Genomic DNA, 22010 nt, shown 5'->3' on the forward strand with positions numbered 1-22010 from the left:
GGATGAACCTGGCGCGCTACCGTTTTGTGCTGTCCCGGCCGCTGCAGTTGCTGCCGGTGCTGTTTGGCATCAGCCTGATCACCTTTGTGCTGGTGCGCTCGATCCCTGGCGACCCGGCGCGCGCCTTGCTGGGCTCGCGCAGCACGCCGGATGCCTTGCTGAAGATTCGCGCCCAGTACGGCCTCGACCAGCCGTTGTGGCAGCAATACTTCTACTTCCTGAAAAACCTGCTCAAGGGCGACCTCGGCCAATCGCTGCTGTACAAGGTCGACGCCCTCAAGCTGATTGTCACGCGCATCGAGCCCACCCTGGTGCTGGTACTGGGCAGCGTGGTGCTGGCGCTGCTGATCGCGGTGCCGCTGGCGACCTGGGCCGCACGCAACAAGGGCGGCTGGGCGGACAACCTGATCCGCGTGTTCACCACGGTTGGCCTGGGCATGCCGGCGTTCTGGCTGGGCTTGATGCTGATCCTGTTGCTGAGTGTGCAGTGGGGCTTGTTTCCGGTGTCCGGCTACGGCCGCACCTGGCTGGACAAGGCGCATCACATGGTGCTGCCGTGCCTGACGATTGCCCTGGCGTTATCGGCGGTGCTGGTGCGCAACTTGCGGGCGAGCATGCTGATGGAGTTGCAGGCCGATCACGTGACCGCGGCCCGCGCCCGTGGGCTGTCGGAAACCGCCGTTTTTCGTCGGCATGTGTTGCCAAATTCCCTGTTGCCGGCGGTCAACCTGCTGGCGGTGAACATCGGCTGGCTGATCAGCGGCACGGTGGTGATCGAAAGCCTGTTCGCCATTCCCGGTATAGGCCAATTGCTGGTGCGCGGCATTTTCACCCGCGATTACATGGTGGTGCAGGGCGTGGCCATGGTGCTGGCCTGCGCGACGGTGGTGGTCAACTTCATCGCTGACGTGGTGACGGTGGCCCTCGACCCACGGGTGAAGATGCAATGAGCAGCCGCCCGTTGATTGCCCCGTGGCGCTTGCGCCTGCGTTTCGGTTTGCGCAATGGTCGGCTGACGGCGGCGTGGGGCCTGGCGATCCTGCTGGTGTGGCTGGCGCTTGCGCTGTTTGCGCCGTGGATTGCACCGTATGACCCGATTGCGCAGAACCCTGATTTCAGTTTACTCGCTCCAAGCCTTATACATCCGTTTGGCACGGATAACTACGGAAGAGACATTCTTTCGAGGGTGATCTGGGGCGCTCGCATCGACCTGCAACTGGCCATTGTCGGGGTGATCTTCCCTTTCATGATCGGCACCTTCATCGGTGCGGTCTCGGGCTATATCGGCGGGCGCTTCGACAGCGTTTGCATGCGCGTGATCGACGTGATCCTGGCGTTTCCCTTCCTGGTGCTGATGCTCGCGATCATGGCCATCCTCGGGCCGGGCCTGAAGAGTTTCTACATCGCCATGGCGCTGGTGGGCTGGGTGTCGTATGCGCGGCTGATCCGCTCGCAGATCCTGGTGCTCAAGGAAAGCGAGTTTGCCCTGGCCGCCAAGAGCCTGGGCTTTGGCCACGGGCGCATTCTGTTCCGGCATCTGCTGCCCAATGCGATGTTCGGCTCGATTGTGTTTTCCATGTCTGACGCGGTGCTGGTGCTGCTCAATGGCGCCGCCGTGAGCTATCTGGGCCTGGGCGTGCAACCGCCGACCGCCGAGTGGGGCACCATGGTGGCCGAGGGGCAGGCCTTTATCACCACGGCCTGGTGGATCTGCACCTTTCCGGGGCTGGCCATCGTGACCCTGGCCATGGGCTTCAGCCTGCTGGCCGATGGCGTGGCGCAAGTGTTGGGGGACCGCTCATGAGTCTGCTGCAAGTGCGCGACCTCAGTGTCATCGCCAACAATGCGGGGCGCGATGTAACCCTGGTCGATCGGGTGTCGTTCGATCTGGCCGAAGGCGAAATCCTCGGCCTGGTAGGGGAAAGCGGCTCAGGCAAGACCATGGCCTGCCGTGGCCTGATGCGCCTGCTGCCATCGCCCAGCCTGCGCGTGCAAGGCGGCTCGGTGCGGCTGGCCGGCCAGGACCTGTTGGCATTGGATGACGCTGGCATGCGCGCCGTGCGTGGCGGCCAACTGGGCATGATTTTCCAGAACCCCAGCAGCCACCTTGATCCGCTGATGCGTATCGGCGAGCAGATTGCCGAGGGTATCCGCCTGCATCAAGGCGCGTCGAAAAAAGACGCGCGATTGCAGGCCATCGACGTGTTGCGCCAGGTTGGCATCCCCGATCCCCAGGCGCGGGTCGACAACTACCCCCACGAGTTTTCCGGCGGCATGCGCCAGCGTGCAATGATCGCCGTGGCGCTGGGCTGCAACCCTAAAGTGCTGATCGCCGACGAACCCACCACCGCCCTGGATGTGACGGTGCAGGCGCAAATCCTGCGGTTGTTGCTGGAATTGCGCGACCAGCGCGGCCTGTCGATCATCATGATTACCCATGATCTCGGCGTGGTGGCGCAAACCTGTGATTCCATCGCCGTGATGTACGCCGGGCGGCTGTGCGAGCACGGCAGCAAATACGACTTGCTGGATCGACCGCAGCATCCCTACACCGCCGGCCTGATCGATTGCCAGCCCGCCCACAGCAGCGGTCACGCCTTGCTGCGCACGATCCCCGGGCGGCCGCCGTTGCTGGATGCATTACCCGCCGGTTGCCGGTTCAACCCGCGTTGCCCGCAGGTTGGCGCGTTGTGCACCGAGGTCTTGCCGGAAGGTGCTCGGGTCGCCTGTCATTACCCGTTGGGAGCGCAGCCATGAGCCTGTTGCAGATCAAGGACCTTGAGGTGAAGTTTGCCGCGTCCGGCACCGGCGTGTTCGGGTTGAACAAGCAGTGGGTGAGGGCAGTGAACGGCGTGTCGCTGAACCTGGCGGCGGGTGAAACCCTGGGGCTGGTGGGTGAGTCTGGCAGCGGCAAAAGCACCCTGGGCCGCGCCATCCTGCACCTCAACCCGATCAGCGCCGGCCAGGTGTTGTTTGACGGCATCGACATGGCCCATGGCAGCGCCATCGACATCACTCGTCTGCGGCATGAAACCGCAATGATCTTCCAGGACCCGTACGCTGCGTTGAACCCGCGCCACACCATCGGCGAAACCATTGCCGAAGTGCTGCGCGTGCAGCGCAAAGTCGCGCCAGAGCAGGTTGCAGCTCGTGTGAATGAACTGCTCGACCTGGTCGGCCTGCGCCCCGAACTCGCCAGCCGCAAACCCGCCGCCCTCAGCGGTGGCCAGTGCCAGCGCGTCGGCATTGCCCGGGCGCTGGCGGTTGAGCCACGCCTGATCATCGCCGACGAGTGCGTGGCGGCGCTGGATGTGTCGATCCAGGGCCAGATCATCAACCTGCTGCTGGAACTGCAACAGCGCATGAACCTGGCGATCCTGTTTATCGCCCATGACCTGGCCATCGTGCGCCGATTGTGTGACCGCGTGGCGGTGATGTACCTGGGCAAGATCGTCGAGGAAGGACCGGTGGAGGCGGTCTTCACGGCGCCACGTCATCCGTACACGGCGGCGTTGATCCAGGCGATTCCCGAGATCGATCCGCATCGGCCATTGCCGACAGAACCCTTGCCGGGTGAACCACCGAGCCCACTGAATCTGCCCACAGGCTGCGCCTTTCACCCGCGTTGCCGGCATGCCCGCACCCTGTGTTCCGTGGTGTTGCCGCCGACCCATTTCCTGCACGAGCATCGGTACAGTTGCGTGCTTGAAGAACCTTTGCTTTGACCCATCCCTGCCATTCATGAACAAGGAGTTATGACATGCAATCGCGCCACTTGAAGTTGCTCGCCGCCGCCACACTGACCGCCTGGTCGCTGACCGCCGGTTTCGCCCAGGCCGCCGGTGTCCTGACCATCGGCTGCCGTGAAGACAGCACCACGTTCGACCCGATCAAAAGCGCGCAAAACCGCGACACCTGGGTCTTCGCCAACGTCTACGACACCCTGGTACGCGTGGACAACCTGGGCACCAAGATGGAGCCGGGCCTGGCCGAAAGCTGGGATATCTCCAAGGACGGCCTGACTTACACCTTCAAACTGCGTGACGCGAAGTTCTCCGATGGCTCGACCATTACCGCCGACGATGCGGCATTCAGCCTGCTGCGTATCCGCGACAACAAGGCTTCGCTGTGGGCTGATCCGTTCAACTTGATCAACACGGCCAAGGCATCGGACCCGAAAACCCTGGTGGTCACGCTGAAAACCCCGGCCGTCGCCTTCCTCTCGCAACTGGCGTCGCCGACGGTGTCGATCCTGTCGGAAAAAGCCATGACCAAGATGGGCGAAGACGCCTACTCGGAAAACCCGGTGACGTCCGGCGCGTTTACCGTAGACGAGTGGCGCAAGGGCGATCGGGTGATCCTGAAGAAGAACCCGAACTTCTGGCAGGCCAGGAACGTGAGCCTGGATGGCGTGGAGTGGGTCTCCGTTACCGACGACAACACGCGCATGCGCATGGTGCAGAACAATGAGCTGGACACGGCGATCTTCGTACCGTTCTCGCGGGTTGAAGAGCTGAAGAAAGACAAGAACGTGGTGATCCACGCCGACCCGTCCACCCGTGAAGATCACCTGCTGATCAACCACGCCCACGGGTTGCTGGCCAAGCTGGAAGTGCGCCAGGCGCTGGACATGGCCATCGACAAACAATCGCTGGTGAAGACCGCCACCTACGGTCAGGGCACTGTGGCCTATTCCTACATTCCAAAGGGCTCGCTGTACCACTACGCCAACAACCTGCAGCGCCCGTATGACCCCACCGCCGCCAGGAAGCTGCTGGAGCAGGCCGGTGCGAAGGACTTGAAGCTCAACTACGTGGTCAACGCCGGCAACGAAGCCGACGAGCAGATTGCGGTGATCATCAAGGACCAGTTAGCCAAGGTCGGCGTAACCGCCAACCTGCAAAAGGTCGATCCGACCCAGAGCTGGCAGATGCTGGTGGACGGTGAGTACGATATTTCGGTGATGTACTGGACCAACGACATCCTCGACCCGGACCAGAAGACCACCTTCGTGCTGGGCCACGACACCAACCAGAACTACATGACCCGCTACAGGAACGACAAGGTCAAGGACCTGGTGGCCCAGGCACGGATCGAGGCCGACCCGGTCAAGCGTGAGCAGATGTATGTGGAATTGCAGAAACTGGCGAAACAGGATGTGAACTGGATCGACTTGTACTACAGCCCTTACATCAACATCTCACGCAAGAATGTGAGCAACTTCCTGCAGAACCCATTGGGCCGCTTCACCCTTGAAGAAGTGGTGAAAAACTAAACCACACTGCTGAAAAATGTGGGAGGGGGCTTGCCCCCGATAGCGGTGGGACAGTCACTGTATCTGTTGACTGATCCACTGCAATCGGGGGCAAGCCCCCTCCCACATTTGGTTTTACAATGTGCCGGTTATTGCGCGTCGAACGCCTGGCCGTTGATGCCGGCACTGTCCGGCCCCATCAGGTACAGGTACACCGGCATGATTTCTTCCGGAGCAGGCCGTTCCATCGGGTTTTCCCCTGGATACGCCTGGGCGCGCATGCTGGTGCGCGTGCCACCTGGGTTGATGCTGTTGGAGCGTACTGCTGCCACATCCTCAAGCTCATCGGCCAAGGTTTGCATCAAGCCTTCGGTCGCAAACTTCGACACGCCATAAGCGCCCCAGTAAGCCCGACCCTTGCGGCCGACGCTGCTGGAGGTGAACACCACCGAGGCATCCTTCGACAGCTTGAGCAGCGGCAACAAAGTACTGGTCAGCATGAACATCGCGTTGACGTTCACGTGCATCACCCGCATGAAGTTCTCGCCGGACAACTGTTCGAGCGGCGTACGCGGGCCGATGATCGAGGCGTTGTGCAGCAGGCCGTCGAGGTGGCCGAATTCTTTTTCGATCATCGCCGCCAGCTCATCGTATTGATGGGGCAGGGCGGTCTCCAGGTTGAAGGGGATCACCACCGGCTGTGGTTGGCCTGCGGCTTCGATCTCGTCATATACCTGGGCAAGGTTGGCTTCGGTCTTGCCCAACAACAGCACGGTAGCGCCGTGGGCGGCGTAGGTTTTCGCCGCCGCCGCGCCAATCCCGCGACCGGCGCCGGTCACCAGGATGATTCGGCCTTTGAGCAGGTCTGGACGCGCGGAGTAATCAAACATAAATAGCCTCGATAAAATTCAGCAGCTTATGAACCCCAACTCTGAAAACACTGAAGATCCCCTGTGGGAGGGGGCTTGCCCCCGATGAGGGCCTATCAGTCATAGAGGTGCGGGCTGGCACACCGCTATCGGGCGCAAGCCCCTCCCACATTGGATCTTCATAGAGGGTGGGGGCGTTGAGTAATCAGCAACTGCACAGTGCGTTATCCAGCACCTTGCGCAGTTCCAGCGGGTGATCCACCACCACATCGGCACCCCAATGGCGTGGGTTGTCGTCCGGGTGGATGTAGCCATAAGTGACCGCCGCCGTGCGGGTGCCGGCGTCGCGGCCGGACTCGATGTCGCGCAGGTCATCGCCCACGAACAGCACGCTGGCCGGGTCCAGGCCGAGCATCTTGCAGGCCAGGATCATCGGCTCCGGGTCCGGCTTGCTGTTTTTCACGTGGTCCGGGCAGATCAGCAGTGCCGAGCGTTCGGCCAGGCCGAGTTGCTGCATGATCGGCTCGGCAAAACGCAGGGGCTTGTTGGTGACCACGCCCCAGATCAGCTTGGCCTTCTCGATGTCTTCGAGCAACTCCGCCATGCCGTCGAACAACTTGCTGTGGACCGCGCAGCCCTTGAGGTAGCGCTCGAGGAATTCCTGGCGCAGTTCTTCGAAGCCTGGGGATTCCGGGTCCATCGAGAAGGTCACCGCAACCATTGCCCGCGCACCGCCGGAGATTTCATCGCGGATGTGCTGGGGGTTGATCGGCGGCAGGTCGCGATCGGCGCGCATCGCCTGGCAGATCGCGATGAAGTCCGGCGCGGTATCCAGCAGGGTACCGTCCATATCGAAGAGAACCGCTCGCAACTTCACAGGCTCACTCCTCGCGCAGGGTCTGGATCATGTAGTTGACGTCTACATCGTTGGCCAGCTTGTAGTGCTTGGTCAGCGGGTTGTAGGTCAGGCCGATGATGTCCTTGACGGTCAGCCCGGCCTGGCGGCTCCACGCACCCAGCTCGGACGGACGGATGAATTTCTTGAAGTCATGGGTGCCGCGCGGCAGCAGCTTCATGATGTATTCGGCGCCGATGATCGCGAACAGGTAAGCCTTGGGGTTGCGGTTGATGGTGGAGAAGAACACCTGGCCGCCGGGCTTGACCATGCGGAAGCAGGCGCTGATCACCGAGGACGGGTCGGGAACGTGTTCCAGCATTTCCAGGCAGGTGACCACGTCGAACTGCTCGGGCATCTCTTCGGCCAGGGCTTCGGCGGTGATCTGGCGGTATTCCACGCTCACCCCGGACTCCAGTTGATGCAATTGGGCAACGGCCAAGGGCGCTTCGCCCATGTCGATACCCATCACGGTCGCGCCGCGTTGGGCCATGGCTTCGCTGAGGATGCCGCCGCCGCAACCGACGTCCAGTACTTTTTTGCCGGCCAGGTTGACGCGTTCGTCAATCCAGTTGACCCGCAGCGGGTTGATGTCGTGCAAAGGCTTGAACTCGCTTTCGCGGTCCCACCAGCGGTGAGCCAGGGCTTCGAATTTGGCGATTTCGGCGTGGTCGACGTTGCTCATGGTGAATCCTCTGAATCTGATAAATCGGTTTGTCGGTCTTGAACGCCAGGGTTCAAGGCCGTCGTTATTCGCTGTGCCCGCTGATGCGTTGGCCCCAGGCGATGGCCGTGGCGGTCAACTGTTGTTCATCCATGCGGGTCAATTGCCGGTCGTCGAGCAATTGCTTGCCAGCGACCCAAAGGTGTTTCACGCAATCGCGTCCGGTGGCATATATAAGCTGTGAGACCGGATCATAGATCGGTTGTTGCGCCAGCCCCGACAGATCGAAAGCAACGATATCCGCCGCCTTGCCGACTTCCAGCGAGCCGATCTCGCTTTCCAGGCCCATGGCTCGCGCGCCATTGAGGGTGGCCATGCGCAGGGCGCGATGGGCATCGAGTGCGGTGGCCGAACCGGCGACGGCCTTTGCCAGCATCGCCGCCGTACGCGTTTCGCCCAACAGGTCAAGGTCATTGTTGCTGGCGGCGCCATCGGTGCCGATGGCCACATTCACGCCAGCCTGCCACAGACGCTCCACCGGGCAAAAGCCGCTGGCCAGTTTCAGATTGGATTCCGGGCAATGGATGACGCTGGTGTTGCTTTCTACCAGCAAAGCCAGGTCGTCCTCGCTGATTTGGGTCATATGAACGGCCTGGAAGCGCGGGCCCAGCAGCCCCAGGCGCCCCAGGCGCGCCAGCGGGCGCTCGCCGGTCTGCTCGACCGCTTGCTGCACTTCGAAGGCGGTTTCGTGAACATGCATATGGATCGCGGCGTCCAGCTCTTCGGCGATCACCCGGATTTTTTCCAGGTTGTCATCGCACACGGTGTAGGGCGCGTGGGGGCCGAAGGTGATCTTGATGCGCGGGTGGTGCTTGAGGTCGCCGAACAGCTCGACACCCTGGCGAATCGCCTCGTCGGCACTGCCGGCACCGGGGATCGGAAAGTCGAGGATCGGAATCGCAATCTGTGCGCGCATGCCGCTGTTGTGCACGCAGTCGCTGGCGACCTTGGGGTAGAAGTACATGTCGGAGAAGCAGGTGATGCCGCCCTTGAGCTGTTCGGCGATGGCCAGGTCGGTGCCGTCACGCACGAACGCTTCATCGACCCACTTGGCTTCGGCGGGCCAGATGTGTTTTTCCAGCCAGGTCATCAGCGGCAGGTCATCGGCCAGGCCGCGAAACAGGCTCATCGCCGCGTGCCCGTGGGCGTTGACCAGGCCGGGGCTGAGCAACATGCCCGGCAGTTCGCAGGTCTCCTTGGCGGTCAGCTTCAACGCCGCCTGGCGAGGCCCGATAAACGCAATGCGCCCATCGCGGATGCCCAGGCCGTGTTCCTTGAGCACCACGCCGGCGGGTTCGACAGGTACCAGCCAGGTCGGCAGCAACAGTAAGTCGAGCGGGGCGGCAGTGGCAGTCATCGCGGGCTTCTTCCCAGGCAGCTATAAAAGAAGGGCGAAGTATACCCGAGCGTCCTGGCTGGCGGATCGCTATAATCGGCGGCTTTGTTTATGAGTGCGGAGTAAGGGATGCGCGATCGACTGTTGGCAGCGGAGAAAGTGAAGGCCATCGAATGGCGTGATGGCGCACTGTACCTGCTCGATCAGCGTGCCTTGCCGTCCCGCGAAAGCTGGGTGGCCTGCGTGACGGTCGATGCAGTGGCTGCAGCCATTCGCTCGATGGTAGTGCGCGGTGCGCCGGCCATCGGCATCAGCGCCGCATATGGCCTGGTGCTGGCCGCCCGCGAGCGGATCGCCGAGGGCGGTGACTGGCAGGCAGCGTGGGAAGAAGACTACGCATTGTTAGCCGATGCCCGCCCCACCGCGTCGAACCTGTTCTGGGCCTTGAAGCGCATGCGTGACCGGCTCGACCGCGTCAAAAAGCACGCCGACCCTGTGGCGGTGCTGGAAGCGGAAGCCATCGCCATCCATGAAAGTGACCGCGAAGCCAACCTGACCATGGCCCAGCTGGGCGTCGAGCTGATCCGCAAGCACCAGGGCAACGCTCAGGCCATCCTCACCCACGGCAACGCTGGCGCACTGGCGACCGGCGGTGTCGGTACGGCGCTCGGGGTGATTCGCGCGGCCTACCTCGAAGGCATGGTCGAGCAGGTCTACGCCAATGAAACCCGGCCCTGGCTGCAAGGCTCGCGGCTGACCGCCTGGGAGCTGGCGGGCGAGGGCATTCCGGTGACGGTGAATGCCGACTCGGCCGGTGCGCATATCCTCAAGACCAAAGGCGTGACCTGGGTGATTGTCGGCGCCGACTGCATTGCCGCCAACGGCGATGTGATCAGCAAGATCGGCACTTACCAGTTGGCTGTGTGTGCGATGCACCACGGCGTGCGTTTCATGGTGGTGGCGCCGAGTTCCACCCTGGACCTGATGATGGCCACTGGCGATGACGTTGCCCTGGAAGAGCGCGATGCCGGTGAGTTGCTGGAAGTCGCCGGCCAGCGCTTCGCGGCAGATGTGGCGGCCTTCAATCCGGTGTTCGACGTGACCCCGGCCGACCTGATCGATGTGATCGTGACCGAAAAAGGCGTGGTTGAACGGCCGGATACCGCCAAGCTGGCCAGGTTGATGTGTCGTAAGCGCTTGCATTAAGCCAATTTGCCCCCGAAATCGGGCTTGGTTCCAGCTCTGAGCCCCTCTCGTCGCCCTCAAGCCTGTCATCCGTCAACTTACTATGCTCCATGCGCATCAGGGGGATAGGTGCGTGGCGGCGATTGTGATAACATCCGGCGGTTTCCAGGGCTGCCCCGAGGGGTGGCCTATAACGTGCAGATCCGTGTCATAACTCGTTGATTTGTCGTAAGTCGTTGTCAGGCACTCTGCCGGCAGCGGCGAGCTTCGTTCGTCCCATATGGATGTGACGAGGTTTCACCCGAAAAAGGAATCAGGCTTCTCATGGGCGAACTGGCCAAAGAAATCCTCCCGGTCAATATCGAAGACGAGCTGAAACAGTCCTACCTCGACTACGCGATGAGCGTAATTGTCGGTCGGGCACTGCCTGATGCGCGCGATGGCTTGAAGCCCGTGCACCGGCGTGTGCTGTTCGCGATGAGCGAGCTGGGTAACGACTGGAACAAGCCGTACAAGAAATCTGCCCGTGTTGTCGGTGACGTGATCGGTAAGTATCACCCTCACGGCGACACTGCGGTGTACGACACCATCGTTCGGATGGCCCAGCCGTTTTCCCTGCGCTACCTGCTGGTAGACGGCCAGGGCAACTTCGGTTCGGTCGACGGCGACAACGCCGCGGCCATGCGATACACCGAAGTGCGCATGACCAAGCTTGCGCACGAGCTGCTGGCCGACCTGCATAAAGAAACCGTGGACTGGGTGCCGAACTACGACGGCACCGAAATGATCCCGGCCGTCATGCCGACCAAGATCCCCAACCTGCTGGTCAACGGTTCCAGCGGTATCGCCGTGGGCATGGCGACCAACATCCCGCCGCACAACCTCGGTGAAGTCATCGACGGTTGCCTGGCCCTCATCGACAACCCCGAGCTGACCGTCGATGAGCTGATGCAGTACATCCCCGGCCCGGACTTCCCGACCGCCGCGATCATCAACGGTCGCGCCGGCATCATCGAAGCCTATCGCACCGGTCGCGGCCGCATTTACATGCGTGCCCGCTCGATCATCGAAGACATCGACAAGGTCGGTGGCCGCCAGCAGATCGTCATCACCGAGCTGCCTTACCAGCTGAACAAGGCACGTCTGATCGAGAAGATCGCCGAGCTGGTCAAAGAGAAGAAGCTCGAAGGCATCACCGAGCTGCGCGACGAGTCCGACAAAGACGGTATGCGCGTGGTGATCGAGCTGCGTCGTGGCGAAGTGCCTGAGGTGATCCTCAACAACCTCTACGCCCAGACCCAGCTGCAAAGCGTGTTCGGTATCAACGTGGTTGCACTGATCGATGGCCGCCCGCGCATCCTGAACCTCAAGGACCTGCTGGAAGCCTTCGTGCGTCACCGTCGCGAAGTGGTCACCCGCCGTACCGTGTTCGAACTGCGCAAGGCCCGCGAGCGCGGCCACATCCTGGAAGGCCAGGCAGTTGCGCTGTCGAACATCGACCCGGTGATCGCTCTGATCAAGGCCTCGCCAACCCCGTCGGAAGCCAAGGAAGCGTTGATCAGCACCCCTTGGGAATCCAGCGCCGTGGTGGCGATGGTTGAACGTGCCGGCGCCGACTCGTGCCGTCCGGAGACCCTGGACCCGCAATACGGTCTGCGTGAAGGCAAGTACTTCCTGTCGCCGGAACAGGCCCAGGCCATCCTGGAACTGCGCCTGCACCGCCTGACTGGCCTGGAGCACGAGAAGCTGCTGGCCGAGTACCAGGAGATCCTCAACCAGATCGGCGAGTTGATCCGCATCCTCAGCAGCGCCGTGCGCCTGATGGAAGTGATCCGCGAAGAACTGGAAGTGATCCGCGCCGAATATGGCGATGTGCGTCGCACCGAGATTCTCGATGCACGCCTCGACCTGACCCTGGGTGACATGATCCCGGAAGAGGAGCGCGTGGTGACCATCTCCCACGGTGGCTACGCCAAGACCCAGCCGCTGGCTGCGTACCAGGCTCAGCGTCGTGGTGGTAAAGGTAAATCGGCTACCGGCGTGAAGGATGAGGACTACATCGCTCACCTGCTGGTTGCCAACAGCCACACCACGCTGCTGCTGTTCTCCAGCAAGGGCAAGGTGTACTGGCTCAAGACCTACGAAATCCCGGAAGCGTCCCGTGCCGCCCGTGGTCGCCCACTGGTCAACCTGCTACCGCTGGACAGTGATGAATACATCACCACCATGCTGCCGGTCGAGGAATACACCGAAGGTCACTTCATCTTCATGGCCACCGCTAAAGGCACCGTGAAGAAGACCCCGCTGGAATCCTTCAGCCGCCAGCGCAGCGTGGGCCTGATCGCCCTGGAGCTGGACGAAGGCGACGTGCTGATCTCCGCTGCCATCACCGACGGCGAGCGTGAAGTCATGCTGTTCTCCGACGGCGGTAAAGTAACGCGCTTCAAGGAATCCGACGTTCGTGCCATGGGCCGTACCGCCCGCGGTGTGCGCGGCATGCGCCTGCCGGAAGGGCAGAAGCTGATTTCGATGCTGATCCCGGAAGAAGGCAGCCAGATCCTCACCGCTTCCGAGCGTGGTTATGGCAAGCGCACCGCCATCAGCGAGTTCCCGGAGTACAAGCGTGGCGGCCAGGGCGTGATCGCCATGGTCAGCAACGACCGCAACGGCCGTCTGGTCGGTGCGGTGCAGGTGCTCGACGGCGAGGAAATCATGCTGATCTCCGACCAGGGCACCCTGGTACGTACCCGTGTGGCTGAAGTGTCGAGCCTGGGCCGTAACACCCAGGGCGTGACCCTGATCAAGCTGGCCAAGGACGAAAAACTGGTCGGCCTGGAGCGTGTCCAGGAGCCATCGGAAGTCGAAGGCGAAGAGCTGGAAGGCGAGGAGTTTGAAGGCGAGGTGATCGCAGCAGGCGATGACAACGTCGACGAGCCAACCCTCGACGCTGCCGCAGACGAAGAAGAACCGCAGGAATAAGCGGACACACAGGGGGCGGATGAAGATTCGCCCCCTTGTTGTTTGTCCCCTTTGAAACATGTGGGAGCTGGCTTGCCTGCGATGGCATCACCACGGTATCACTGACGTACCGAGGCGCCTGTATCGCAGGCAAGCCAGCTTCCACAACGGTCCGCTCCGGAAGCAGAGCGTTGCCGAACATGATTGCAGCCCCACCAGATCAGAGTGAGATTGGATGTGAGCAAGAGAGCCTATAACTTCTGTGCCGGTCCCGCGGCGCTTCCTGAAGCAGTCCTGCAGCGTGCGCAGGGTGAACTCCTCGACTGGCATGGAAAAGGCCTCTCCGTGATGGAAATGAGCCATCGCAGCGATGAGTTCGTGTCCATCGCCACCAAGGCCGAGCAGGATCTGCGCGACTTGCTGGACATCCCTTCCAACTACAAAGTGCTGTTCCTGCAGGGCGGCGCCAGCCAGCAATTCGCCCAGATCCCGCTGAACCTGCTGCCGGAAGACGGCACTGCCGACTATATCGACACTGGTATCTGGGGCCAGAAGGCCATTGAAGAGGCTTCCCGTTACGGTCACGTCAATGTGGCGGGCACCGCCAAGCCTTACGACTATTTCGCCATTCCGGGTCAGAACGAGTGGAAGTTGTCGAAGGACGCTGCCTACGTGCACTACGTGGCCAACGAAACCATTGGCGGCCTGGAGTTCGATTGGGTGCCGGAAGTGGGCGACGTGCCGCTGGTGTGCGACATGTCCTCGGACATCCTCTCGCGTCCTATCGACGTGTCCCGGTACGGCATGATCTATGCCGGTGCCCAGAAGAACATCGGCCCGAGCGGCATCCTGGTCAACATCATCCGCGAAGACCTGCTGGGTCGCGCCCGTTCGCTGTGCCCGACCATGCTCAACTATAAGGTCGCGGCGGATAACGGCTCGATGTACAACACCCCGCCGGCGTTCGCCTGGTACCTGTCCGGCCTGGTGTTCGAGTGGCTGAAAGAGCAGGGCGGTGTCGCTGCGATGGGCAAGCTCAACGAAGAGAAGAAGCGCGTCTTGTACGACTTCATCGACGCCAGCGGCCTGTACAGCAACCCGATCAACCTGACCGACCGCTCGTGGATGAACGTGCCGTTCCGCCTGGCTGACGACCGCCTGGACAAGCCGTTCCTGGCCGGTGCCGACGCGCGCGGCCTGCTGAACCTCAAGGGGCACCGCTCGGTGGGTGGCATGCGCGCCTCCATCTACAACGCCGTCGACATCCACGCGATCAACGCGCTGGTTGCCTACATGGCAGAGTTCGAAAAGGAACACGGCTAATGTCTGAGCAAGAACTCAAGGCCCTGCGCGTACGCATCGACAGCCTGGACGAGAAAGTCCTGGAGCTGATCAGTGAGCGCGCGCGGTGCGCCCAGGAAGTGGCAAGGGTGAAGATGGCGTCCCTGGCCGAAGGCGAAGTGCCGGTGTTCTACCGGCCCGAGCGTGAAGCCCAGGTGCTCAAGCGTGTGATGGAGCGCAACAAGGGCCCGCTGGGCAACGAAGAGATGGCGCGGTTGTTCCGTGAAATCATGTCCTCGTGCCTGGCGCTGGAGCAGCCGCTGAAAGTGGCCTACCTCGGCCCGGAAGGCACCTTCACCCAGGCGGCGGCCATGAAGCACTTCGGCCACGCGGTGATCAGCAAGCCAATGGCGGCGATCGACGAAGTGTTCCGTGAAGTGGCGGCCGGTGCGGTGAACTTTGGCGTGGTGCCGGTGGAAAACTCCACCGAAGGCGCGGTCAACCATACGCTGGACAGCTTCCTCGAGCACGACATGGTGATCTGTGGCGAAGTCGAGCTGCGCATCCACCACCACCTGCTGGTGGGTGAGAACACCAAGACCGACAGCATCAGTCGCATCTACTCCCACGCCCAGTCGCTGGCCCAGTGCCGCAAGTGGCTGGATGCGCATTACCCGAATGTCGAGCGCGTGGCGGTCTCCAGCAACGCCGAAGCCGCCAAGCGGGTCAAGGGTGAGTGGAATTCGGCAGCCATCGCTGGCGATATGGCGGCAGGCCTGTACGGCCTGACGCGCCTGGCCGAGAAAATCGAGGACCGCCCGGACAACTCCACGCGCTTCCTGATGATCGGCAGCCAGGAAGTACCGCCGACCGGTGACGACAAGACCTCCATCATCGTGTCCATGAGCAACAAGCCCGGCGCACTGCATGAGCTGCTGGTGCCGTTCCACGACAACGGGATTGACCTGACGCGCATCGAGACTCGTCCTTCGCGCAGCGGTAAATGGACTTATGTGTTCTTTATCGACTTCATCGGCCATCACCGCGACCCACTGGTCAAGGGCGTGCTCGAGAAAATCAGTCAGGAAGCCGTGGCACTCAAGGTGCTGGGCTCTTACCCGAAAGCGGTTTTGTGAGGCTTTAACATGAGTGGCAACTTCCTCGCCCTGGCGCAGCCGGGCGTGCAACAACTGTCGCCTTACGTTCCGGGCAAGCCTGTGGACGAGCTGGCGCGTGAGTTGAACCTGGATCCTTCGAAAATCGTCAAGCTGGCGAGCAACGAGAACCCGCTGGGCCCTAGCCCCAAAGTCCTGGCGGCGATCCGTGAAGAGCTGGCTGAGCTGACCCGGTATCCGGACGGCAACGGCTTCGCGCTCAAGTCGCTGCTGGCGGAAAAATGCCGCGTCGAGCTGAACCAGGTGACCCTGGGCAACGGTTCCAACGACATTCTCGAGCTGGTCGGCCGTGCCTACCTGGCGCCGGGCTTGAACGCGGTGTTCAGTGAGCACGCCTTCGCGGTCTATCCGATCGTGACCCAGGCCGTCGGTGCCGATGCGCGCATCATTCCGGCGAAGGATTGGGGCCATGACCTGCCGGCCATGCTGGCAGCCATCGATGCCCGGACCCGCGTGGTGTTCATCGCCAACCCGAACAACCCGACCGGCACCTGGTTCGACGCCCAGGCGCTGAACGACTTCCTGCAAGACGTGCCCGAGCACGTGCTGGTGGTGCTGGACGAGGCCTACATCGAGTACGCCGAAGGCAGCGACCTGCCGAACGGCCTCGATTTCCTGGCCGCGTACCCGAACCTGCTGGTGTCGCGCACCTTCTCCAAGGCTTACGGCCTGGCATCGCTGCGCGTGGGCTACGGCCTGTCCACTGCGGTGGTTGCCGATGTGCTGAACCGCGTGCGCCAGCCGTTCAACGTCAACAGCCTGGCTCTGGCAGCGGCCTGTGCGGCGGTGAAGGATACCGAGTACCTCGAGCAAAGTCGTCGTATCAACGAAAGCGGCATGCTGCAGTTGCAGGAAGGCTTCCGCGAGCTGGGCCTGGGCTGGGTTCCGTCCAAGGGTAATTTCATCTGCGTCGACCTCGGTCAGGTGGCCGCTCCGGTATTCCAGGGCTTGTTGCGTGAAGGTGTGATCGTGCGTCCGGTGGCCAACTACGGCATGCCGAACCACCTGCGCATCACCATCGGTCTGCCGGCTGAAAACAGTCGCTTCCTGGAGGCGCTGGCCAAGGTTCTGGCTCGTGGTTGATGTCACTGCATTGCAACCTGCTGTGCCTATGATCGGTCGCCTGGTGGTGGTCGGCCTGGGGTTGATCGGCGGCTCCTTCGCCAAAGGCCTGCGTGAAAGCGGGCTGTGTGGCGAAGTGGTCGGTGTGGACCTGGACCCGCAATCGCGCCAGTTGGCGGTCGAGTTGGGCGTGGTGGATCGCTGTGAAGCGGACCTGGCGCTCGCCTGCCGGGGCGCGGATGTGATCCAGCTGGCCGTGCCGATCCTGGCCATGGAGAAATTGCTCGCCGTGTTGGCGGGCATGGACCTGGGCCAGGCGATCCTGACGGACGTCGGCAGTGCCAAAGGTAATGTGGTGCGCGCGGCGCAGCAGGCGTTTGGTGGCATGCCGACGCGCTTCGTGCCGGGTCATCCGATTGCCGGTTCGGAGCAAAGCGGGGTGGAGGCGTCGAATGCGCAGCTGTTCCGTCGACACAAAGTGATCCTGACGCCGCTTGCGCAAACCGATCCGGCGGCGCTGGCGGTGGTCGATCGCCTGTGGCGCGAGTTGGGTGCGGATGTCGAGCATATGCAGGTCGAGCGTCACGACGAAGTGCTGGCCGCGACCAGCCATCTGCCGCATTTGCTGGCGTTTGGCCTGGTGGATTCTTTGGCCAAGCGCAACGAAAACCTCGAGATTTTCCGTTACGCCGCCGGTGGCTTCCGCGACTTCACGCGGATTGCCGGCAGCGACCCGGTGATGTGGCACGACATCTTCCTCGCCAATCGCGAAGCGGTGTTGCGCACCCTGGACACCTTCCGCAGCGACCTCGACGCCTTGCGCGATGCGGTCGACGCCGGGGATGGCCATCAATTATTGGGTGTGTTCACCCGTGCGCGGGTGGCGCGTGAGCATTTCAGCAAGATCCTGGCACGCCGGGCGTATATGGAAACCGCTGTGAACGCTGATGACCTGACCTTCCTCGCCAACCCGGGCGGCCGCTTGAGCGGAAGCATTCGGGTGCCGGGCGACAAGTCGATTTCTCATCGGTCGATCATGCTCGGTTCGTTGGCTGAGGGTGTGACGGAAGTCGAAGGTTTCCTCGAAGGCGAGGACGCCCTGGCGACTCTGCAGGCGTTTCGCGACATGGGCGTGGTGATTGAAGGGCCGCACCATGGGCGCGTGACCATCCACGGCGTGGGGCTGCATGGTTTGAAGCCCGCACCGGGGCCGATTTACCTCGGCAACTCGGGCACCTCCATGCGCCTGCTGTCCGGTTTGCTGGCTGCGCAGAGCTTCGACAGCGTGCTGACGGGCGACGCTTCCCTGTCCAAGCGTCCGATGAACCGCGTGGCCAAGCCGTTGCGGGAAATGGGCGCGGTGATCGAGACCGGCCCGGAAGGGCGTCCGCCCCTGACTATCCGGGGGGGGCAGGTGCTCAAAGGTTTCGATTATTCGATGCCGATGGCCAGTGCGCAGGTTAAATCCTGCCTGTTGCTGGCCGGGCTTTACGCCGAGGGCAAGACCTCGGTGACCGAGCCTGCGCCGACCCGTGATCATACCGAGCGCATGTTGCGCGGTTTTGGATATCCGGTTGATGTGGTAGGGGGCAAGGCGTCGGTTGAGTCGGGCCATGCGTTGGCTGCAACACATATTGAAGTGCCGGGGGATATTTCCTCTTCGGCGTTTTTCCTGGTGGCGGCTTCGATTGCCGAAGGCTCCGAGTTGTTGCTGGAGCACGTGGGTGTCAACCCGACCCGCACCGGCGTGATCGACATTCTGCGGCTGATGGGGGCGGACATTACCTTGGAAAATCCGCGTGAGGTGGGTGGCGAGCCGGTGGCTGACCTGCGTGTACGTGCCGCGGCGTTGAAAGGTATTGAAATTCCCGAGGCGCTGGTGCCTTTGGCGATCGACGAGTTCCCGGTGCTGTTCGTTGCGGCGGCCTGTGCCGAAGGGCGGACCGTGTTGCGCGGCGCTGAAGAGCTGCGCGTGAAGGAGTCCGACCGTATTCAGGTCATGGCCGATGGTCTGCTGGCACTGGGCGTGACGTGTGAACCGACCCCTGATGGGATTATCATTGACGGTGGCCCGATGGGTGGCGGTGACGTACATGCCCATGGCGATCACCGGATTGCCATGGCATTCAGCGTGGCTTCCCTGCGGGCGGCGGCGCCGATTCGTATCCGTGACTGCGCCAATGTTGCTACGTCTTTTCCGAACTTTCTTACACTGTGTGCCCAAGTCGGCATCCGTGTTGCCCAAGAGGCTCAATTGTGAATATCAAAGCACCGGTGATTACCATCGACGGGCCAAGCGGCTCGGGCAAAGGCACGATCGCCGGCATCCTGGCCAAGCGCCTGGGCTGGTGCCTGCTGGATTCCGGCGCACTGTACCGTCTGCTGGCATTCGCCGCACGCAACCATGGCGTCGACCTGACCAACGAAGAATCCCTGAAGCTGCTGGCGGCGCACCTCGATGTACAGTTCGTCGGCGCGACGGAAGGGCATCCCCAGCGCATCATCCTCGAAGGGGACGATGTGACCGATGACCTGCGCAATGAGCAAGTTGGCTCCTGGGCCTCCCAGGTTGCCGCGCTGCCAGCGGTGCGGGACGCATTGTTGCAGCGCCAGCGGGCTTTCCAGGAGCCGCCGGGCCTGGTGGCCGATGGCCGCGATATGGGAACCGTGGTGTTTCCCGAGGCGCCATTGAAGATTTTCCTGACCGCCAGCGCCGAGGAGCGGGCTCGCCGCCGCTACTTGCAGTTGAAGGGCAAAGTCGATGGTGTTAGTCTGTCGAGTCTGCTAGATGAGATCCGTGCACGCGATGAGCGTGATACCCAGCGCGCAGTAGCCCCGCTCAAGCCGGCGGCTGATGCCATACAGCTGGATTCCACGGAGCTGTCCATCGAGCAGGTGCTGGAACGCATCTTGAGTGAGATCGCCATTCGCGATATCGCCGGGTGACCAAGAAGGCCGCAGGGGACCAGTCATAGTCCTGTGGTGCTTCTTTTAATTGAAACTGACCCACATCGTCTGGGGTGTGGAGATGGGCGTATTCTTCGCCCTTATCAACAGGAATTAAAATGAGCGAAAGCTTTGCGGAACTCTTTGAAGAAAGCCTAAAAACCCTGAACCTTCAGGCAGGCTCCATCATCACCGGTGTTATCGTTGATATCGATTACCAAGCTCGCTGGGTAACCGTTCACGCTGGTCTGAAGTCTGAAGCTCTGATCCCGCTGGAACAGTTCTACAACGATGCTGGTGATCTGACAATCAATGTCGGTGACGAAGTTCACGTTGCTCTGGACTCGGTTGAAGACGGTTTCGGTGAAACCAAGCTGTCCCGTGAAAAAGCCAAGCGCGCTGAATGCTGGATTGTTCTCGAAGCAGCCTTCGCAGCTGAAGAAGTGGTCAAGGGCGTTATCAACGGTAAGGTTAAAGGCGGCTTCACTGTCGACGTTAACGGCATCCGTGCGTTCCTGCCAGGTTCTTTGGTCGACGTTCGTCCAGTGCGCGACACCACGCACCTGGAAGGCAAAGAACTCGAATTCAAGGTCATCAAGCTCGACCAGAAGCGCAACAACGTTGTCGTTTCCCGTCGCAGCGTCCTGGAAGCAGAGAACTCCGCCGAGCGTGAAGCTCTGCTGGAATCCCTGCAGGAAGGCCAACAAGTCAAAGGTATCGTCAAAAACCTCACCGACTACGGCGCATTCGTCGACCTGGGTGGCGTGGATGGCCTGCTGCACATTACCGACATGGCTTGGAAGCGTATCAAGCATCCTTCCGAAATCGTCAACGTTGGCGACGAGATCGATGTCAAGGTTCTGAAATACGATCGCGAGCGCAACCGTGTTTCCCTGGGCCTGAAGCAACTGGGCGAAGATCCATGGGTTGCTATCAAAGCCCGTTACCCAGAAGGCACTCGCGTAACCGCGCGTGTTACCAACCTGACCGACTACGGCTGCTTCGCTGAGCTGGAAGAAGGTGTGGAAGGCCTGGTACACGTTTCCGAAATGGACTGGACCAACAAGAACATTCACCCTTCGAAAGTCGTACAAGTCGGCGACGAAGTGGAAGTTATGGTTCTGGACATCGACGAAGAGCGTCGTCGTATCTCCCTGGGCATCAAGCAGTGCAAATCTAACCCATGGGAAGATTTCTCTGGCCAGTTCAACAAGGGCGATAAAATCTCCGGCACCATCAAGTCGATCACCGATTTCGGTATCTTCATTGGTCTGGACGGCGGCATCGACGGCCTGGTTCACCTGTCCGACATCTCCTGGAACGAAGTGGGCGAAGAAGCTGTTCGTCGTTTCAAGAAGGGCGACGAGCTGGACACCGTTATCCTGTCGGTTGACCCAGAGCGCGAGCGTATCTCCCTGGGTATCAAGCAACTGGAAAGCGACCCGTTCTCTGAATACGTTCAGGACAACGACAAAGGCGCAATCGTTAAAGGCATCGTGAAGGAAGTTGACGCTAAAGGCGCCATCATCACTCTGGCCGACGATATCGAAGCGACTCTGAAAGCCTCCGAAATCAGCCGTGACCGCGTTGAAGACGCGCGTAACGTTCTGAAAGAAGGCCAGGAAGTAGAAGCCAAGATCATCAGCGTTGACCGCAAGAGCCGTGTAATCCAGCTCTCCATCAAGTCGAAAGACGATGCTGAAGAGAAAGAAGCCATCCAGAGCTTGAAAGACAAGCCTTCGGATAGCATCGCTGCTGGTCCTACCACTCTGGGCGACCTGTTGCGTGCACAAATGGAAAAACAGAACTAAGTTCTGTCAGACCATAAAAAAGGGCGACTTCGGTCGCCCTTTTTTGTGCCTGAAATTCGTTGAATCAACAACCTAGAACCAAGGCATACAGCTCAGTGTCAGAACTCACTATAGTCTTAAGAAAAATGCGGTTCTTGTGTTGTTGTTTCAGTAAGGATTTGAATGAACAGGCTTATCGTAATACTTGCAATGATAGTGCTCGCCGGTTGCTCCTCCACCAGCGCTAAAACCCACGCCAAGCGCGGCGTCAGCGGCATTGAGATCGATTGCTCGGGCCTTGGCAATCGCTGGGAGAAGTGCGAGAGGCGCGCTGCCCGTGAGTGCAAAATGCAGGGCTATAAGGTGATCACCAGGTCCAGCGACGCCAAGGACGAAGAGGGTGACTATCTGTTCGGTTGGAACCCTGCCGGTGCTGTAACCCGCACTATGCTGGTCATCTGTAATTGAGGTCGGAATACGCCTATAGCCGGTTGCCACCTATCCTGCGGATAAGTTGTTCGGTGGGCTGTTCAAA

At 61.3% G+C, this 22010-nt stretch carries 18 protein-coding genes; 14 read left to right on the top strand and 4 right to left on the bottom strand.

The window, feature by feature from the left end:
* Positions 1-2 precede the first annotated feature (2 nt).
* The 5 genes from BFN10_RS07010 to BFN10_RS07030 are packed head-to-tail and all read left to right on the top strand — an operon-like array spanning position 3 to position 5275.
* On the top strand, positions 3-950 hold the full coding sequence (locus BFN10_RS07010) for an ABC transporter permease (RefSeq protein ID WP_071489054.1): 948 nt from the start codon (positions 3-5) through the stop codon (positions 948-950).
* Positions 947-1804, top strand: a complete 858-nt coding sequence (locus BFN10_RS07015) for an ABC transporter permease (protein WP_071489055.1) — start codon at positions 947-949, stop codon at positions 1802-1804. Before BFN10_RS07010 ends, BFN10_RS07015 begins: the two co-directional genes overlap by 4 nt.
* Positions 1801-2757: an ABC transporter ATP-binding protein gene (locus BFN10_RS07020; RefSeq protein ID WP_071489056.1), complete on the top strand. Its 957-nt coding sequence runs from the start codon at positions 1801-1803 to the stop codon at positions 2755-2757. Before BFN10_RS07015 ends, BFN10_RS07020 begins: the two co-directional genes overlap by 4 nt.
* Positions 2754-3725: an ABC transporter ATP-binding protein gene (locus BFN10_RS07025; RefSeq protein ID WP_071489057.1), complete on the top strand. Its 972-nt coding sequence runs from the start codon at positions 2754-2756 to the stop codon at positions 3723-3725. The genes BFN10_RS07020 and BFN10_RS07025 overlap by 4 nt, the downstream gene beginning before the upstream one ends.
* Before the next feature lie 35 nt (positions 3726-3760).
* On the top strand, positions 3761-5275 hold the full coding sequence (locus tag BFN10_RS07030; RefSeq protein ID WP_071489058.1) for an ABC transporter substrate-binding protein: 1515 nt from the start codon (positions 3761-3763) through the stop codon (positions 5273-5275).
* 128 nt (positions 5276-5403) lie between these two features.
* On the opposite strand, the gene BFN10_RS07035 is transcribed toward BFN10_RS07030, so the two are convergent.
* The 4 genes from BFN10_RS07035 to BFN10_RS07050 all read right to left on the bottom strand — a co-directional run bounded on the left by BFN10_RS07035 (position 5404) and on the right by BFN10_RS07050 (position 9099).
* Complete coding sequence (locus tag BFN10_RS07035) at positions 5404-6144, bottom strand: YciK family oxidoreductase (RefSeq protein WP_071489059.1); 741 nt, start codon at positions 6142-6144, stop codon at positions 5404-5406.
* A 184-nt stretch (positions 6145-6328) separates the two neighbouring features.
* On the bottom strand, positions 6329-7000 hold the full coding sequence (gene mupP, locus BFN10_RS07040; RefSeq protein WP_071489060.1) for an N-acetylmuramic acid 6-phosphate phosphatase MupP: 672 nt from the start codon (positions 6998-7000) through the stop codon (positions 6329-6331).
* Positions 7001-7004: 4 nt separating this feature from the next.
* Complete coding sequence (ubiG, locus tag BFN10_RS07045; protein ID WP_071489061.1) at positions 7005-7703, bottom strand: bifunctional 2-polyprenyl-6-hydroxyphenol methylase/3-demethylubiquinol 3-O-methyltransferase UbiG; 699 nt, start codon at positions 7701-7703, stop codon at positions 7005-7007.
* Between the two features lie 64 nt (positions 7704-7767).
* Positions 7768-9099 carry a TRZ/ATZ family hydrolase gene (locus BFN10_RS07050; RefSeq protein ID WP_071489062.1) on the bottom strand — a complete coding sequence of 444 codons (1332 nt, stop codon included), beginning with the start codon at positions 9097-9099 and terminating at the stop codon, positions 7768-7770.
* A gap of 108 nt (positions 9100-9207) precedes the next feature.
* On the opposite strand from BFN10_RS07050, the gene mtnA reads away from it, so the two are divergent.
* The 9 genes from mtnA to BFN10_RS07095 all read left to right on the top strand — a co-directional run bounded on the left by mtnA (position 9208) and on the right by BFN10_RS07095 (position 21943).
* Positions 9208-10284 carry an S-methyl-5-thioribose-1-phosphate isomerase gene (gene mtnA, locus BFN10_RS07055; protein WP_071489063.1) on the top strand — a complete coding sequence of 359 codons (1077 nt, stop codon included), beginning with the start codon at positions 9208-9210 and terminating at the stop codon, positions 10282-10284.
* 303 nt (positions 10285-10587) lie between these two features.
* Positions 10588-13242 (top strand): DNA gyrase subunit A, encoded by a 2655-nt coding sequence (gene gyrA, locus BFN10_RS07060; protein WP_010211963.1) that lies wholly within the window; start codon positions 10588-10590, stop codon positions 13240-13242.
* Positions 13243-13458: 216 nt separating this feature from the next.
* On the top strand, positions 13459-14544 hold the full coding sequence (serC, locus tag BFN10_RS07065; protein ID WP_071489064.1) for a 3-phosphoserine/phosphohydroxythreonine transaminase: 1086 nt from the start codon (positions 13459-13461) through the stop codon (positions 14542-14544).
* Complete coding sequence (pheA, locus tag BFN10_RS07070; protein WP_003172650.1) at positions 14544-15638, top strand: prephenate dehydratase; 1095 nt, start codon at positions 14544-14546, stop codon at positions 15636-15638. Before serC ends, pheA begins: the two co-directional genes overlap by 1 nt.
* A gap of 9 nt (positions 15639-15647) precedes the next feature.
* Complete coding sequence (gene hisC / locus BFN10_RS07075) at positions 15648-16760, top strand: histidinol-phosphate transaminase (protein WP_071489065.1); 1113 nt, start codon at positions 15648-15650, stop codon at positions 16758-16760.
* 28 nt (positions 16761-16788) lie between these two features.
* A complete protein-coding gene (locus BFN10_RS07080; protein ID WP_071489066.1) occupies positions 16789-18999 on the top strand; it encodes a bifunctional prephenate dehydrogenase/3-phosphoshikimate 1-carboxyvinyltransferase in 2211 nt (736 codons plus the stop codon).
* On the top strand, positions 18996-19685 hold the full coding sequence (gene cmk / locus BFN10_RS07085) for a (d)CMP kinase (protein WP_003172653.1): 690 nt from the start codon (positions 18996-18998) through the stop codon (positions 19683-19685). The genes BFN10_RS07080 and cmk overlap by 4 nt, the downstream gene beginning before the upstream one ends.
* A gap of 119 nt (positions 19686-19804) precedes the next feature.
* Positions 19805-21496, top strand: a complete 1692-nt coding sequence (rpsA, locus tag BFN10_RS07090; RefSeq protein WP_071489067.1) for a 30S ribosomal protein S1 — start codon at positions 19805-19807, stop codon at positions 21494-21496.
* A 162-nt stretch (positions 21497-21658) separates the two neighbouring features.
* A complete protein-coding gene (locus BFN10_RS07095; RefSeq protein ID WP_071489068.1) occupies positions 21659-21943 on the top strand; it encodes a hypothetical protein in 285 nt (94 codons plus the stop codon).
* Positions 21944-22010 lie beyond the last annotated feature (67 nt).

Source organism: Pseudomonas extremorientalis (assembly GCF_001870465.1).
GTDB lineage: Bacteria > Pseudomonadota > Gammaproteobacteria > Pseudomonadales > Pseudomonadaceae > Aquipseudomonas > Aquipseudomonas extremorientalis.